This is a genomic window from Collinsella aerofaciens (genome assembly GCF_964283865.1).
Lineage (GTDB): Bacteria > Actinomycetota > Coriobacteriia > Coriobacteriales > Coriobacteriaceae > Collinsella.
Window position 1 is genome coordinate 52,104 of the sequence record NZ_CAXYLS010000003.1, and the last position, 15,608, is coordinate 67,711.

At 57.3% G+C, this 15,608-nt stretch carries 18 protein-coding genes; 9 read left to right on the forward strand and 9 right to left on the reverse strand.

Annotated features, from left to right (window positions below; translation table 11 throughout):
- Positions 1-51 precede the first annotated feature (51 nt).
- A complete protein-coding gene (locus ACRX4W_RS02920) occupies positions 52-1,260 on the reverse strand; it encodes an ATP-binding protein (protein WP_432299072.1) in 1,209 nt (402 codons plus the stop codon).
- A gap of 62 nt (positions 1,261-1,322) precedes the next feature.
- On the opposite strand from ACRX4W_RS02920, the gene ACRX4W_RS09745 reads away from it, so the two are divergent.
- On the forward strand, positions 1,323-1,535 hold the full coding sequence (locus tag ACRX4W_RS09745; protein ID WP_489753009.1) for a DUF8462 domain-containing protein: 213 nt from the start codon (positions 1,323-1,325) through the stop codon (positions 1,533-1,535).
- Positions 1,536-1,643: 108 nt separating this feature from the next.
- Here the strand turns inward: ACRX4W_RS09745 and ACRX4W_RS02930 are convergent, their stop codons facing one another.
- Positions 1,644-2,174 (reverse strand): flavodoxin family protein, encoded by a 531-nt coding sequence (locus ACRX4W_RS02930; RefSeq protein WP_432299074.1) that lies wholly within the window; start codon positions 2,172-2,174, stop codon positions 1,644-1,646.
- A gap of 320 nt (positions 2,175-2,494) precedes the next feature.
- Between ACRX4W_RS02930 and ACRX4W_RS02935 the strand changes: the two genes are divergently transcribed.
- A complete protein-coding gene (locus ACRX4W_RS02935) occupies positions 2,495-3,379 on the forward strand; it encodes an LPXTG cell wall anchor domain-containing protein (protein ID WP_432299075.1) in 885 nt (294 codons plus the stop codon).
- A 291-nt stretch (positions 3,380-3,670) separates the two neighbouring features.
- On the opposite strand, the gene ACRX4W_RS02940 is transcribed toward ACRX4W_RS02935, so the two are convergent.
- Positions 3,671-3,955, reverse strand: a complete 285-nt coding sequence (locus tag ACRX4W_RS02940; RefSeq protein ID WP_432299076.1) for a hypothetical protein — start codon at positions 3,953-3,955, stop codon at positions 3,671-3,673.
- A 70-nt stretch (positions 3,956-4,025) separates the two neighbouring features.
- Between ACRX4W_RS02940 and ACRX4W_RS02945 the strand changes: the two genes are divergently transcribed.
- A complete protein-coding gene (locus ACRX4W_RS02945) occupies positions 4,026-4,328 on the forward strand; it encodes a hypothetical protein (protein ID WP_432299077.1) in 303 nt (100 codons plus the stop codon).
- Here the strand turns inward: ACRX4W_RS02945 and ACRX4W_RS02950 are convergent.
- A complete protein-coding gene (locus ACRX4W_RS02950) occupies positions 4,325-5,089 on the reverse strand; it encodes a carboxymuconolactone decarboxylase family protein (RefSeq protein WP_432299078.1) in 765 nt (254 codons plus the stop codon). The genes ACRX4W_RS02945 and ACRX4W_RS02950 overlap by 4 nt on opposite strands.
- 355 nt (positions 5,090-5,444) lie before the next feature.
- On the opposite strand from ACRX4W_RS02950, the gene ACRX4W_RS02955 reads away from it, so the two are divergent.
- From ACRX4W_RS02955 to ACRX4W_RS02970, 4 genes are all read left to right on the forward strand, one after another.
- On the forward strand, positions 5,445-5,885 hold the full coding sequence (locus tag ACRX4W_RS02955; RefSeq protein WP_432299079.1) for a MerR family transcriptional regulator: 441 nt from the start codon (positions 5,445-5,447) through the stop codon (positions 5,883-5,885).
- 782 nt (positions 5,886-6,667) lie between these two features.
- A complete protein-coding gene (locus tag ACRX4W_RS02960) occupies positions 6,668-7,297 on the forward strand; it encodes a class I SAM-dependent methyltransferase (RefSeq protein WP_432299080.1) in 630 nt (209 codons plus the stop codon).
- A complete protein-coding gene (locus tag ACRX4W_RS02965; protein WP_432299081.1) occupies positions 7,284-7,889 on the forward strand; it encodes a class I SAM-dependent methyltransferase in 606 nt (201 codons plus the stop codon). Before ACRX4W_RS02960 ends, ACRX4W_RS02965 begins: the two co-directional genes overlap by 14 nt.
- A gap of 115 nt (positions 7,890-8,004) precedes the next feature.
- Positions 8,005-8,835 carry a class I SAM-dependent methyltransferase gene (locus ACRX4W_RS02970; RefSeq protein WP_432299082.1) on the forward strand — a complete coding sequence of 277 codons (831 nt, stop codon included), beginning with the start codon at positions 8,005-8,007 and terminating at the stop codon, positions 8,833-8,835.
- A gap of 154 nt (positions 8,836-8,989) precedes the next feature.
- On the opposite strand, the gene guaA is transcribed toward ACRX4W_RS02970, so the two are convergent.
- On the reverse strand, positions 8,990-10,588 hold the full coding sequence (gene guaA, locus ACRX4W_RS02975; protein WP_432299083.1) for a glutamine-hydrolyzing GMP synthase: 1,599 nt from the start codon (positions 10,586-10,588) through the stop codon (positions 8,990-8,992).
- A 267-nt stretch (positions 10,589-10,855) separates the two neighbouring features.
- Between guaA and ACRX4W_RS02980 the strand changes: the two genes are divergently transcribed.
- A complete protein-coding gene (locus ACRX4W_RS02980; RefSeq protein ID WP_432299084.1) occupies positions 10,856-11,869 on the forward strand; it encodes an asparaginase in 1,014 nt (337 codons plus the stop codon).
- A 22-nt stretch (positions 11,870-11,891) separates the two neighbouring features.
- Here ACRX4W_RS02980 and ACRX4W_RS02985 read toward each other — a convergent pair whose 3' ends face one another.
- Entirely contained in the window at positions 11,892-12,110 is a 219-nt protein-coding gene (locus ACRX4W_RS02985) for a helix-turn-helix domain-containing protein (RefSeq protein ID WP_035136926.1), read from the reverse strand.
- Between the two features lie 76 nt (positions 12,111-12,186).
- Here ACRX4W_RS02985 and ACRX4W_RS02990 point away from each other — a divergent pair, with 76 nt between their 5' ends.
- Complete coding sequence (locus ACRX4W_RS02990; RefSeq protein ID WP_432299086.1) at positions 12,187-12,576, forward strand: hypothetical protein; 390 nt, start codon at positions 12,187-12,189, stop codon at positions 12,574-12,576.
- Between the two features lie 9 nt (positions 12,577-12,585).
- On the opposite strand, the gene ACRX4W_RS02995 is transcribed toward ACRX4W_RS02990, so the two are convergent.
- From ACRX4W_RS02995 to ACRX4W_RS03005, 3 genes are all read right to left on the reverse strand, one after another.
- Positions 12,586-12,969 carry a DUF1648 domain-containing protein gene (locus ACRX4W_RS02995; protein ID WP_432299088.1) on the reverse strand — a complete coding sequence of 128 codons (384 nt, stop codon included), beginning with the start codon at positions 12,967-12,969 and terminating at the stop codon, positions 12,586-12,588.
- 11 nt (positions 12,970-12,980) lie between these two features.
- Positions 12,981-14,057 carry a redox-regulated ATPase YchF gene (gene ychF, locus ACRX4W_RS03000; RefSeq protein WP_055309950.1) on the reverse strand — a complete coding sequence of 359 codons (1,077 nt, stop codon included), beginning with the start codon at positions 14,055-14,057 and terminating at the stop codon, positions 12,981-12,983.
- Positions 14,058-14,184: 127 nt separating this feature from the next.
- Positions 14,185-15,528: a 6-phospho-alpha-glucosidase gene (locus tag ACRX4W_RS03005; protein WP_118384796.1), complete on the reverse strand. Its 1,344-nt coding sequence runs from the start codon at positions 15,526-15,528 to the stop codon at positions 14,185-14,187.
- Between the last annotated feature and the right edge of the window lie 80 nt (positions 15,529-15,608).

Consider the following 15,608-nt stretch of genomic DNA (forward strand, 5'->3'; position numbering starts at 1 on the left):
GCCCGGAGCGCAGCAACATCGCGCTCCGGGCCCCGCTCGCTTCAACGTATATCATATGCCCCACACGGGAATCGCTTGGACATCCTTGGCAATAAGGTATGGATCCGGGGTTTGACAGACAACGTGTCCAAACCCAATTTCATAGCCGGTCAGGCCCTCGAGACAGGAAAAATTCTTTACTGCATCTTTGCCCACCGTGGCCGACATCTTCACCTCGACGGGATGGAGAATATGGCCCTCTTGGATGAGCAAATCAATTTCGCGCTTCTTTTGGTCTCGATAGAACCATACGTCGCGAAGGCTCTTCCCCGCGTTCATAAAGCTCTTCAAAATTTCCGAGACAACGAACGTCTCAAATATATGCCCCGCCGCGGCCCCGTTGCGCAATTGCTCCGGCGTTATCCACCTCGTTAGATGACAAACAAGACCTGTATCCATAAAGAATATTTTAGGGGTCTTGGTCAGACGCTTATCGACATTAGGCCAAAAGGGCTCGACAATCCGAACGATGTTCGACGCCTGCAAAACCGAGAGCCAAGCCTTCACCGTCTTACGGTCGACGTCAACGGTGTTTCCAATATCGGTGGCATTTAACAGTTGCCCCGTTCTCGCTGCGCACGCGACCATAAAGCTGTAGAACTTCGCCTCATCCTTCACGTTTACAAGATCGCGAACATCGCGTTCGAGATATGCGGCAACGTAGTCGGAATAATAGGAGTCCCAATCGATATTTGGGTCTTGCAGTTCGGGCATCGAACCCCTATGGATGATGTTCCAAATATTTCCCGAAGACATCTTAGAGGCCAAGGAAACCTTTTTGGGGATATACGGACGAGGGCCCTGGGAACCACCAACAAGCTCTCGCAAGCTTAAAGAGGGCATCTCCAGAATTCTAATCCTCCCCGCCAAAGATTCGCTCACCCCTTTCATGAGGTGATATGTCTGGGATCCCGTGAGGACGATTCGGCCCTTCTCCTCTGATTGATCGACAACCCACTTCACCGGAGAAAAAAGCTCAGGCACGCGCTGAATCTCATCAATGATGATCGGCAAATCATGAGACTCGAAAAACAGGGCGGCATCCTCTTTTGCAAGAAGATAATCCCGCGGGTTCTCCATCGAAACATAGTCGAATCGGTCGCCTAGATGTTGCTTGAGAACCGTCGTCTTCCCAACTTGGCGCGCTCCGGTCACCAGGACAACTTTTCCCTGTCCCAGCATCGAATCTATCGTCTGTTCAATTTCGCGCTCGATGTACATAGAATCGCCTCCCGTTATGGAGCCTATTATCACGTACAAACGTTAATTGGTCAAAATCGGGAGTGCTACTCCCGATTTTCACTCACAATCTTCTGCCTGATTCTGGATCCAGCAGGGTCTCGGAGATCGCCAAGCGTATGGGCGTCGCCAGCAACTACGCAAGCCAGTACAAGCGCCGCCTCCTCGAGGACGGCGTTATCGGGAAACGTGGACGTGGCCTCGTCGGCTTCGACATCCCCGCGTTCAGGGAATTCTTGAGCGAGAAGGCGTTTTAGTACACCGGAATTGTCCGCTGGGGCATCGACGCATGGCAATCAGCATTCCTCTTGATAAGGACAGCAAGCATTTCCACCAACACCGATTGCCATGCGTTCTTCTTACCCTTAGGCGAGCTTGCGAGCGAGCTCGCGCACCTCTTTCAACTTGGGCGAGGAGGCCATGCTGTCGCGCTCGGTCATGCCGCTAATGGTGACAATGCCCTGGTCCTCCCACTTGCAGTATGCGCAGGTTGACTTGTACATGGCGATCGCCGCGTCATAGACACCCTCGCTGTGACTATCGAGCAAAAGGGCCGTCTTGGTGAACGGGAATCCCGTGGCACCGAAGGCGTACAGGCGGTCGATGGCGGCCTTCTCCTGCGCGGTGATATCAAACCAGTAGATAGGCGAGGCGAAGACGACCATATCTGCGTCTTTCAGCGAGTCGATCACGTCGGCCATGTCATCCTTCTGCACGCAGACGCCCTCATGGGCGAAGCAGTACTGGCATCCCAAGCAGCCGGCGATCTTCTTGCCGGCAACGCGGACGACCTCGACCGTATTGCCGCCCTCACGCGCGGTCTCGGCAAACGCCTCGACCATAGTGTCGGTATTGGCGCCCTTGCGCGGGCTGCCGCTCAACACAACGATATTCATAGGATTCCCTCTCTTTCATGCCGCAGGCGCGCGGCACACATTTCGTTGCAACCAAAACGGATGGAGCTATCCAGTCGTCCGCAGACCACATCTCCCGTTCGCGCTCTCTAGGCACAATCTCATTGCCTGACAACTCCTCAACTGTCTTGATTCTCTCTCCGAGAATTGAACAGCAAATCGTTGGCCGCAAAGTGTCGACTGTGGGAAAATTAACTAGAGCTTTCTCCTGCTCGCGTGAGCGTTCGCGTGTATGAGCCTGGCCGAATCGGGTAGGCGCAATATAGACCCACGGAAACCGGCCTACGAACAAGGAGCGCCTTATGTATGGACAGCATGTTGCACCGCAAACCCATAACAAACGCACTGGCCTGTCTATCCGCAACGTCAAGCTTCATGCAGGCGCCAGAGTCGTCGCCTACGGAGTAAGCATTCTTATGACAGGACAGCTTTTGCTACCCTGCGCAGCACTGGCGACCGAAATGCCCGAACCCGATGTCGCATTACCCATCACCTGCGAAGAAGTCAACGCGGAAGGCAGCCTCACAGCAACCACCGTCGTCGATCATTACTACGATTTGGAGCTACCCCCTGCTTTCGAGTTGGTCCAGAACGAGGCTCTTGTATACGATTTTCCCGACAAACCCGAGGACTTCATCTACGGGCTTAACGACACCGTCCATCTCTTCAAGATCGACACCGATACCGAAAGCCTTATAAAAACCGAGAACCCCAAAGAGGCCAGCGTCTCTATTGCCCTGACCATGATCGACAATCACGTTAGAGCAACCGTAGTCTTTACAGGCAGTTACGCCGACGACCAAATCCCTTACAGGCTGGACCTCAACAGCTCAACCTACCTTGGCGCACACGTTGACCGTGACTTCGACAGCGGGCAGGGGATTATGCACGAAACGCGGCACGATTACTACATCCGTTACGTCTTCGACAGTGACGTGCACTTGTTTGCAACCGATACGAGCGGTTCCAAACCCGAACCGGAAACCAAGCCCGAGCCCACACCGCAGCCCAATGCAAAAAAGCCCACGGCAAATCCCGTTTCCACCAAGGCAGTAGCGGCAGTTAAACCAGCCGGGGCCACCCTACCCGCGACGGGCGACAACGGTGCGATGGCAGCCGCCCTGAGTGTTGCCGGTGCTGTAGTTGCGGCAGTTGGCATTTCTGCAACAAGGCGTCGCAACCGCTAGCCAGCATTTCGTACCCCGCAGACAAAGCTCTATCCCCGCTCCGATGAGCTTTACTCACCGAGAAGTTTCTTCCCCACGGAAATGAGCTTTTTCCAACGGTCGCCTTCAGGCCATCAACGCCCCGCGAAACCGACGAAACAGACTGTGCCGAACCGCCATCGAGCTCTGCCCCATCGCAAACAGCGTCGACGGCGTTTTCTGGCAACATTTTTGGTCGCCATAGCTCCGATTCGGCAGGGCCCAGCCTCCGCTCGATCTCGAGCAAGACTTGTAAGGAGTCCACAGTCAAGATCAACTACGGAAATCGTGACGAGCCGATACCGCTCGCATGCCCCCTTCGGAATAGGCGCTGAGCAGCTCCTGGGCGTGGGCGAACTCGGGCCCTCGCCTCCAACCGAGCAGGCGGTTGACCGCGAGATTTCCCTGAACGTTGTGAACAAAGAGCAGTACCGCAAGGTATCCGACTGGTTCGATGCGCACGCGCATCAGAAGATTCTTTTCCTTGAACTGGGCGTGGAATTGCGCAACGGCGTCATAAAGCGCATGCTCGCTCAGATCGCAAACGCCTGCGAACACATCACGTACACCGCGTTCAACTACAGCCAGGCCATGGCGCCCGATACTTCGTGCGAGACGATTCTCGTTGATGGCGATATGGCCCCGGCCTTCGCGCGAGAACCTCGAGCGACACGAGCGCTTTGTGCGCGAGCACAGCAATGACCGCGTGCTGTTGCTGGAGCTCGGCGTGGGCGAGATGACCCCGAGCATCATCACGCTCCCGTTCTGGAGCATGACCGCAAAGCTGCCGGATGCGCACCTGTTGAGCGTCAACATCACAGGCGACTCCGCTCCATTGCAGCTCGGGAACAAGGCAGAGGCGATTCAGGCCGATTTGAGCACGCTGCTCTCAGCGGCACGGAAAGGCGACGAGCAGCGCGGCGAGGCTTAAACCTCCCTGCTAGCCGCTTTAAGATATCCTTCGTCGCCCACGGGCTCCAGCCACTCGTTGGAGGTCTCCTCGCCCGGAACCTCCAGCGCCAGATGGGAGAACCAGCTGTCGGGCGCGGCGCCGTGCCAGTGCTTCACCCCCGGGGCGATGTTGACCACGTCGCCGGGGCGCAGCTCCTGTGCCGGCTTGCCCCACTCCTGGTAAAACCCTCGACCAGCCACGCAGACGAGGATCTGTCCGCCACCGCTTTTGGCGTGATGGATATGCCAGTTGTTGCGGCAGCCAGGCTCAAACGTCACGTTGTAGACGCCAACCTGCTCGGTGGAAAGGGGCGCGAGGTAGCTTTGACCGATAAAGAACTTCGCGAAGGCGTCGTTGGGGGCACCGATGGGGAAAACCATCTCGTTTTGGTGCTGAGCCTTTGCGTCGGCGGCATCGTCGTCCACCCAGACCTCCTTCGCCATGCGGAAGGCCGCCCATGCCTTGGGCCAACCCGCGTAAAACGCCGCGTGCGTAAGGATCTCCGCTATCTCCGCCCTGGTCACGCCGTTGTTCTTTGCGGACATCAGATGGTATTGGAACGAAGAGTCCGTCAGCCCCTGCGCCATCAGGGCCACAACCGTCACCACACTGCGGTCTCGAAGGGAAAGCCCGTCTTCCCGGCTCCACACCTCGCCGAACAGCACATCGTCGTTGAGCTGTGCGAATTTGGGGGCAAAGTCCCCCAGGGCATCTCTGCCCGCTGTCTGTTTAATTGCCATGATCGATTTCCTCCTGTCGATGGTTTTGAGTACAAAACTGCTTCCGCGCTGCTAAGCCGCGCCTAGACTCCCATGCCCATTCGTTACGCCTGCTCCAGATCAGAATGCCCCGTGATTTCGCCCACACCGTTCACGCCGCCGGCGAAAACCGTTCCGGCAAGCGTGCGCCTTTGGCGAAAGCATCCGCCAACATCTCGGAATTGCCATTCTTTCGAGGGCTTGAAGAGACTATCAAAACCGTTTTGCTCATTACGGAATACCCCTTGCACTCCTTATATATATTGACGAAAATAAAGGTAATATCTAAACCTAACTTTAGGTCAAGGAGTCAATTCGAAATTCGTCCGGAGGGACCATGTACACAATCGGACAGGTAGCGGAGATGTTCGGTCTGCCCGTTTCCACACTGCGGTATTACGACAAACAGGGATTGTTTCCGGAATTGGAGCGGACGTCCGGCATTCGCCGATTCGGCGATACGGAACTCGAGGCGCTTCGGGTCATCGAATGCCTAAAGAAGGCAGGGATGGAAATCAAGGACATCCGGCTGTTCATGAAATGGTGCACAGAGGGCCCATCAACGTACCCCCAGCGCAAGGCCATGTTCGAAGAGCGGAAGGCCCACATGGAATCGGAGATCGCGAAGATGAACCGTGCACTGGACATGCTGAAGTTCAAATGCTGGTACTACGAGCAGGCAATCCAAGATGGCAACGAGGATAGAGTGAAGGCGCTGATTCCCGACAATTTGCCAGAAGAAATCAAAGATACCTACGATAACGCCCACGCTCAATAATACCACCCGATGCTCAAGGGGCTTTGGCAAGGGGCTCTTTCCGAGCAGAACGAAAAAGAAAGCCTCCGAGCCAGAGGGTCCAGAGGCTGTTATTCCCGTTATTTCGCTGGTGGCTTTGCTCTGTGGCGACGCCGAAACAGCATCAGGCGGTACTCGACAGCACCAGAACGCGAGTTTAGAAGCCAGTTCCCGCTATTCCCACTCAGCGACTAATCCAGTCCGAGTGTTGTCGATGCGTGTCGCATCATGCCGCCCAAGGGCTGATTCGTGCACATTTTGGGCGAATCAGGCCCTTGATTCGCGATTTAGGGAATGACTCAATTGATTCGCAAAACCGCAGGTCGCTCCTTTAATGACTCCCTGGTTTCCGCCGGGGTTCGTAGCGGGTGGCGTAACAAGGGGTGATTCAAAGGGTCGGAGAGATGCCCATAGCGCAATCGTCAGGTATTGGCGCGGTGAGGGACTTCTCGCCTCCATCAGTCCAAATCGTCAAGCTCCGAAAGACGTCGAGCTAGAGAAAAGGACCTATTTCCCGTCATGGATTGGGTTTACCTGCATGACTAGAGCCCTGGTGTAATTGGCTGGATCACCGTTCCGGGAACCGGTATCGACCTACCTGTCCGCCAAGCTCCTTCTTCAGCTTCAGCCTAGTATCTGACTCGCGCCGTTATAAGCGAAAACCGAAGAGATACGTCTTAGCCAAGAAAATAAGGTTAGCCTTATCTTACTTCATGATTCGTGTGTTATAGTTAGATAGCTCTAACTGTTTGGGGGCGACAGCCATGCATGAACGCAAGGGTTTCTGGGACAAGAATGCCAGTCGGTACGACCGTTTCATGCGAAACGACCGGGCGGCGTATGAGAAGATGTATGGGCTGATCCGGCCGGTAGTGGAAGCAAAAACCGTACTGGAGGTTGCCACCGGCACGGGGCTTATCGCAAAGAGCATCGTGAATGCGGCGGCGCACATCGAGGCTACGGACGCTTCTGCAAAGATGATCCTTGAAGCGAAACGGGGCAATCAATCCGCAAAACTGCACTTTTCCGTACAAGATATGTTCCGCCTGCCCTATGCGCAGAAGTCCTTCGAAGTGGTGATCGCGTCCAACGCGCTTCACATAGTGCCGCATCCAGAAAAGGCCTTGCAAGAAATCAGGCGGGTGCTGAAGGACGACGGCGTGCTCATCGCGCCAACCTTCACCCACGCGGGGAACTCGGTTTCCGGCAAGGTAAAAGCCTTTTTCATGAGTATGGCGGGATTCCCCCTCCACAGCAGGTGGACAAGCGAGGAATACCTGCGTTTCCTGCGTCAAAACGGCTGGGCGGTGCAGAAAAGCGCGGTGCTGAAGGCCTCGTTCCCGTTGACTTATGCGGAATGCACAAAATCGGAGGGGCCAGATGTCGTTCTTTGAAAACACCCGCAAGCCCGTGGGCCTCGGCGGAAAACTTATGGTTGCCATGATGAATCTGGGCCACAGCCCTGTGGCGCGATGGGGACTTCGATTTCTACGACTTGCGCCAAACGCCAAGGTGCTGGATTGCGGCTGCGGCGGCGGGGCGAACATAAAACGGCTGCTGAAAAAATGCCCGCATGGCGTCGTCAAGGGCATCGACTATTCGCCCGTCAGCGTGGAGAAGGCTCGAAAGCTCAACCGAACTGCAATTCAAGAGGGGCGTTGCGCTGTTCTGCAAGGCAGTGTGGCGGATATGGCGTTTGAGGATAGCTGTTTCGACGCTGCCACGGCCTTTGAGACCGTCTATTTTTGGCCTGATTTGCCCCGATGCTTCCGTGAGGTCTGGCGGACGCTGAAGCCAGGCGGGACAATTCTTATCTGCAACGAGAGCAATGGCGATACGGACAAGGACGAGAGGTGGACGCAGATCATCGGCGGCATGACCATCTACAAGGACATTGAATTAAAGGCATGTCTGGAGCAGGCGGGTTTTCACGAGGTGCAGATACACAAAAAGAAAAAGTGGCTCTGCGTCACGGCGCGGAAGTAGGGGCATCAAGCACGGGTATTTTTGCATCCATCCTGCACATGGCGATAGGCATGACGGTCATAGCGGCTATGCTGGCGGCAATTATGACAGTTTTTATTCACTGAGGAAGAAACCTATGAAATGTAAAATTGAGAAAAACACCGTGCAGGAGACGCTGATCCTCCCGCTGTATTCCCGGAAGCTGTGTACGGAGTTGTACCCGAACCTTTACAGGGATGAAACAGCGGTTCGTCTGCTCGACCAGATCGACTACGACTTTTCAGAGGCAGAGAAAAACTCCCGCAGCCTGATGCAGCGCTTTGGTGCGCTGGAGGTGGCCATGCGGCAGAGTGATCTTGCTTTCGAGGTGCGGGATTACCTGAAAGGCCACCCCAATGCGGCGGTGGTCAATCTAGGCTGTGGGCTGGACAACACCGGCAGAACCTGCGACAACGGTAGATGCAAGATCTACAATCTGGACTTCCCGGATGTGATTGCCTTGCGGCAGCAGCTACTGCCCGCCGGGGATCGAGAACAAAATATCCCCTGCGACCTGAAAGACACCACATGGTTTGGCAAAATCGATGCCTCCCGCGGGGCGGTGTTCTTTGCCTCCGGGGTGTTCTATTACTTTCTGACCCAGCAGGTCCGGGAACTGGTGCGGGGGATGGCGGACGCTTTCCCCGGCAGTGTGCTGGTCTTTGATGCTGCCAATCGGACGGCGGTAAAGATGATCACAAAAACATGGCTTAAGACTGCAAAAATCAAAGATGTGGGGGCATATTTTGCGGTTTCGGATGCCGCCAAGGAAATCGGCACGTGGGACAGCCGTCTGCAGGTCACAAGTCGCGGCTATATGCTGGGCTACAACGATTTGAGAGACCCTTCTGTCAGCGGCTTTTTCCGGTTTCTCGCAAGGGTCGGTGACAACGGGATGAAAATGCAAATCGTGAAAATAAGATTTTGAGAGGCAAAAACGAAGCGCATTCACTTTGACGTCGAAGAAGACGGCTTTTACGGCGCATATTGGGCGTGCAAGAACACGCATACAGCAGCGGGCACGGATTCAATTGAAACCGTGCCCGCTATCTGATACTATATTATTATATAGAACGTCTGTTCTATTCCCACTCAATCGTCGCGGGCGGCTTGGACGTGATGTCGTAGCACACGCGGTTGGCGCCGGGGACCTCGGCAACGATACGGCCGGAGATGCGGGCCAGCACGTCGTAGGGCAGCTTGGCCCAGTCGGCGGTCATGGCGTCGCTGGACTCGACGGCGCGCAGGATGATCGGGCGCTGATAGGTGCGCTCGTCGCCCATAACGCCGACGGACTTAATGTCGGGCAGGACCGCGAAATACTGCCAGCAGCTGTGCTCGGAGTTGCGCTCGCCGGTCTGCTCAAACAGACGCTGGTTGTAGGCGTCGAGCTCCTCGCGCACGATAGCGTCGGCATTCTTGAGGATCTCGAGCTTCTCCTTATCGACCGCGCCGATGATGCGGATGGCCAGACCCGGACCCGGGAAAGGCTGGCGGAACACGATGTGACCCGGCAGGCCCAGCGCCAGACCAAGCGCGCGGACCTCGTCCTTAAAGAAGTGGTCAAGCGGCTCAATGAGGTCGAAGTGCACGCCCTCGGGGAACGGGATCAGGTTGTGGTGGCTCTTGATGGTGGCCGTCTTGCCACCCGTCTTGCGAGCGCCGGACTCGATGATGTCGGGGTAGATGGTGCCCTGAGCCAGGTACTTGACTGGCTTGCCATCGGTCTCGAGCTGCTGCGCCACGGCGAAGAACTCTTTCCAGAACTGCGTACCGATGATGCGGCGCTTCTCCTCGGGCTCGGTCACACCGGCCAGAAGCTCGGCATAACGGTCCTCGGCGTGGACGTGGATAAAGTCGACGTCAAACTGCTTGGTGAAGACCTCCTCCACCTGCTCAGGCTCGCCCTTGCGCAGCAGGCCGTGGTTGATGAACACGCAGGTCATCTGCTTGCCCACGGCGCGAGCGCCCAGCGCAGCCACGACGGAGGAGTCGACGCCACCGGACAGGGCCAGAATCACGCGGTCGTCGCCGACCTTCTCGCGGAACTCGGCCGTCATGGTCTCGACCAGGTTCTCCATGCTCCAGTTGGGCTCCAGGCCGCAGATCTCAAACAGGAAATTGCTCAGCAGCTGCTGACCGTACTCGGAGTGCTTGACCTCGGGGTGGAACTGCGTGGTGAAAATCTTGCGCTCGACGCACTCCATGGCAGCAACCGGGCACACGTCGGTGCTGGCGGTAACGGTAAAGCCCTCGGGCACCTCGGAAACGGCGTCGCGATGGCTCATCCACACGGTCTGCTCCATGGGCGTGGAGTTAAAGAGCTTGGCGCCGGCCGTGCGCGTGATGGTGGCGCGGCCGTACTCGCCCACCTCGGAGTGACCGACCTTGCCTCCGAGCGTCACGGCCGTGATCTGATGGCCGTAGCAGAAGCCCAGGACGGGAAGGCCCAGGTCAAAGATGGCAGGATCGATGGACGGAGCGTCCTCGGCGTACACGGAAGCCGGACCGCCGGAAAGGATGAGCGCAGAGGCGTTCATCTCGCGAATCTCGTCGGCCGAGATGTCGCAGGGGACAATCTCGGAATACACGTTGAGGTCGCGGACGCGACGGGCAATGAGCTGACCGTACTGCGCACCAAAGTCGAGTACGAGGACCTTTGCGGAAGCCTTTTGATCCATGGTTCCCCCTCTTGTTGGCGGGGAGCCGGTGCCCACCCGCGCGAATAAACGAGAATAACTTTCATAGTGTACACGTTATATGGGGTTTCTCGTCCCTCGCAGCCATCAGCGCACGGCAAACGCACGACCTGGGCCCCTATTTGACGGCAATTGAAGTGTTACCAGACGTTACAGATGATGTAATACGTTTGAACATTGAACGCTCTGTGCCACAATACTGCCGAACGACTCCGCCTCTGCGGCGGCAAATACGATAGGAATACCAGCATGAAGCGCATCCTTCTCATCGCCACGGGCGGCACCATCGCATCGACCGAGGACGGCAACGGCCTCTCCCCCGCCCTGACCGGTGAGGAGCTCGCCCAGAGCGTCCCCGAGATCTCGGGCCTCTGCGAGCTCGACGTGGTGCAGCCCATGAACATCGACAGCACCAATATGCGCCCGAGCGACTGGATGCGTATCCGCGATGTCATCGTCGAGGGTTATGCCGATCACGACGGCTTCGTGATTCTGCACGGCACCGACACCATGAGCTACACCGCGGCAGCACTTTCCTATCTGATTCAGGACAGCCCCAAGCCCATCGTACTCACCGGCTCGCAAAAGCCCATGGGCAACCCTTTTACTGATGCCAAACTCAACCTGTACCAGAGCCTGCTCTATGCGCTCGACGAGCACTCGCACGATGTGTCGATTGTGTTTGGTGGCGTCGCCATTGCCGGCACGCGCGCCCGCAAGCAGCGCACCATGAGCTTTAACGCGTTCATTAGCGTCAACTATCCGCCCATTGCCTACATCCGCAACGACCGCATCGTGCGCAACGGGCTTCACGGCACGCATCAGGGCGAAAACCCGGTGCGTTTCTACGACAGCATCGACCCGCGCGTATTTGTACTCAAGCTTACGCCCGGCGTGAACCCGGGTATCCTGTACGCCCTAGCCGATAGCTACGACGCCGTGATTCTGGAGACCTTTGGCATTGGCGGTATCCCCGAGTTTGGTGAGTCGGGCGAGTCGTTCCAGGAGGCGATTTTCCGCTGGGTCGATTCGGGCCGCACCGTCGTTATGACCACGCAGGTCCCCGAAGAGGGCCTCGATCTGGGCGTTTATGAGGTCGGCCGCGCTTACGCCGATCATCCGGGCATTCTGCGCGGCGATGACATGACCACCGAGACGCTCGTGGCCAAGACCATGTGGGCACTCGGCCAGTCACGCGATGCCGCCGAAATCCAGCGCCTGTTCTACAGCCAAGTCAACCACGACCGTATCCCGATGGCGTAATTCAGTTGTCGACGGGTATCCCCTATTCGATACCCTCGAGAAGTTCTGACACCGTCATGCCGAGTGCGGGCGCGATCTTAAATAGAACCTTGAGCGTGAAATTTGCCGTCCCATCTTCAATTCGGTCGAGGTAGGGTCGGCTGATTCCTGTCGCCACACAAAAATCAACCTTGGAGATACCAAGGTCCCTGCGTGTCTCTTCGACCCGCCTGCCAAGAATCTGTTTCGCACGTTCGTCCATGCAGCCGAGTTTGAAATGGAGCCGAACATAAACGTAAACTATAGTTTACGTTTTGCCGAATACACAGGAGTTTTCTATGTCGGGTTCTTCGGTCCGCATGTACCGAGCCACGCTTCGCACAAACAGCGCGCCGCCCAAGCTCGTCGTCGTTGAAGCTGAATGTCTTTCGCCCGATGAGCGCACAGCATTTGCATTGCTATCAAGTCGCGTCTCCGCCGTTCTGGTCCCTTGCCCGGCGCAAGGTGAACTTGCCATCCAATGCCAGGCGCACAGTTGCTCGCTCAATCAGGCTGCCGTAATCGCAACCAGCCAACGCGGCCTGCCGCTCCTTTTAGAAGCCGGTATCGCACTCGCCCTTCGCGGCGCCGGATACGAAAACGAGACCGCCGCCGATATGGTCTTTAAACCACGATCGAGCGGCGGCCTCGCAGCAGCCATTGAATATGCGTGCAGGCTCGTTGCCTAAAAGGACAGGCTAGAAACCAAAGCCAAAGCCTGTTCCGGTAATCGCCGAGTACATAAAGTAAACGTTAATCACGTTGAGGAACACACCCGTGATGCAGCCGTTTCGCAGGTAGCGCTCGCACACGATGCGCGCCATGGCGGCGGAGCCATCATTGTTTTTAGCCTGGCGTCCTGCCGTAAAGTACGTCGCCACGCTCAGCAGCAGGTTGAGCACCGGCAGTGCCAGCAGCTCGTAGCTCTTGCCCCAGCGCATAACCTCGCCAGCGGCATTAAACTTCGTTGCCACCTCGGAACCAATGTTGGGGATAACAAATGCCGCGACCGCCAGCGGAAGCACCGCAAGCACCAACAGCGCGATACCCATGTAGCCAGCTTTTTTGCCGTATTTAAACATGCACGTCGTCCTTACACGTTAAAGCGGAAGTGCACGACGTCGCCATCGGCCATGACATAGTCCTTGCCCTCGATGCGCAGCTTGCCAGCGGCCTTGGCGCCCTGCTCGCCGCCGAGCTCGATGTAGTCGTCATAGCCAATGACCTCGGCCTTAATAAAGCCGCGTTCAAAGTCGGTGTGAATGACGCCGGCGGCCTGCGGGGCGGTCGCGCCCTGACGCACCGTCCAGGCCTTGACCTCCATCTCGCCAGCCGTAAAGAACGACTGCAGGCCGAGCAGCTTATAAGCCGCCTGCGCGAGCACGTCCAGACCGGGCTGCTCCAGGCCCAAGCTCTCCAGGTAGTCGGCCGCATCCTCGGGATCGAGCTCGGAAAGCTCGGCCTCGATCTTGGCGCAGATCGGCAGCGGCTTGACGCCATCGATGGGCGCCAGGTCCTCGTTGAGCATGTCCTCGTCTACGTTGGCCACATACAGGATGGGCTTCATGGTGAGCAGGAACAGGCCCTTGGCAGCGGCGCGCTCCTCGTCGGTCATCTCCATGGACGCGGCGCGCTTACCCTCGTTGAGCCAGGCGAGCAGGCGCTTGGCGACCTCAAACTTGGGCATGAGCTCCTTGTCGCGCTTGGCCTCCTTCTCGAGCTTAGGCAGCTGCTTCTCGAGCGTGCCCATGTCGGCCAGGATAAGCTCGGTCATGATGGTGTCGGCGTCACCGGCGGGGTCGACGAACTCGCCCGTGCGGCCCACCTCGCGCATAACGTTGGGGTCCTTAAAGTAGCGCACGACCTCGCAGATGGCGTCGGTCTCGCGAATGTTGGCCAGGAACTGGTTGCCCAGACCCTCGCCCTCGTTAGCGCCCTTCACCAGACCTGCGATGTCGACGAACTCGACCGTAGCCGGCACAATACGACCCGGGTTGACGATGTCGGCGAGCTTTTGCAAGCGGCTATCGGGCACGTCGACGATACCCACGTTGGGGTCGATCGTGGCGAACGGGTAATTGGCGGCAAGGCCGGTCTTTTTGGTAAGCGCGGTGAACAGCGTCGACTTGCCTACGTTGGGCAGGCCCACGATACCGATGGAAAGGGACACGACAGCTCCTTTTGGTACAAGCATTTCAAACTGCATAAGTATAGCGCCGCCGCAGCATCCGGGCGAATCCGGACACCGCGACGGCGCAAATGAAGCAGAGATGTGTGAGAGTTCGAGACAGCAGTCCTTACTTAAGCTCGGGCCAGAAATCCTTGTTGGCCTCGATGAGCTCGTCCAGGATCTGCTTGGCAACGCTCGCCGAAGGAATGGTCTTGGAGAGCGTGAGCGCCTGCCAGAGCTTCTGGTAGCTGCCCTCGACCCAAGCCTGGACAACGAGCTTCTCGACGGAAACCTGCTGCTCCATCAGGCCCTTCTGGAACTGCGGAATCGGGCCCTGGCAGATCTTCTCAAAGCCGTTGGAACCGACGATGCAAGGCACCTCGACCATGGCCGTCGGGTCGAAGTTGGGCACAGCGCCATCGTTGGGGACGATCAGCAGAAAGCGCTCGAGCGTATTCTCGGCCAGTGCGCAGGCAAGGTCGACGATGTAGTTGGCATGTACATCTGGCTCAAAGCCGCCATCTTTGGCCGTACCCTTGGCAATGATGTCGCGGCAAGCGCCAAAGACCTTCTTCTCGCGGCCGTCCATAACCTCATTGGCGCGAGTGTAGTTGGGGTCGGACGTCTCGACGACATAGTCCGGGTACAGGTAATACTTGAGGTAGGTATTGGGAATCGTCTCGGGATCTACAGCATAGACATCCTTGGCCTTGCCGAAGGTGTGAATCCAGCTCTCCTCGACATGTTGCTCCTTACCGGCCTCGTGCTCGATGCCGTCCAAGTAGCCGTTCTTAGCCATGTGCTCCTTAATCTGCGGCATGAGGTCGTTGCCCTCCTTGTCGTAGATTTTGCTCCACCAACCAAAGTGGTTGAGGCCGTAATAGCTATACTGCAGCTCGCGACGATCCTTGATGCCGCACATACGGCTCATCTTATCCATGAGGTCGATCGGCATGTCGCAGATGTTGATGATGCGGCTGTTGGGGCGCAGCACGCGGCAGGCCTCGGCGACGATGGCCGCGGGGTTGGAGTAGTTGAGCATCCAGGCGTTGGGGCTGTACTTCTCCATGTAGTCGAGAATCTCGATGACACCACCGATGGAGCGCATGCCGTAGGCGATACCGCCGGCACCGCAGGTCTCTTGGCCAACGCAGCCGTACTTGAGAGGAATCTTCTCGTCGAGCTCACGCATGGCGTACAGGCCGACGCGGATGTGAGCAAGGACGAAGTCGGTCCCGGTGAATGCGGTCTCGGGGTCGGTGGTGTAGTTGAACTCAACCTCGGGGGCGTTCTCGTGGAAGTAGATCTCGCAGGCCTTTGCCACGGTCTCCTGGCGCTCGGCGTTGTTGTCGTAGAAGGTCACCTTGTTGACCGGGAAGCGGTCGCGCTCCTCAAGCAGCATCAGAGCGATGCCCGGAGTGAAGGTAGAGCCACCGCCGGCAATGGTCACGGCATAGTTTTTCTTGGACATAATGTCCTCCTCATTCTGGCCGCTTGCTCAATCCATCCCCGCACGCGGCCTGTACGGTTTGGAATTGTTACCTAGAAGTG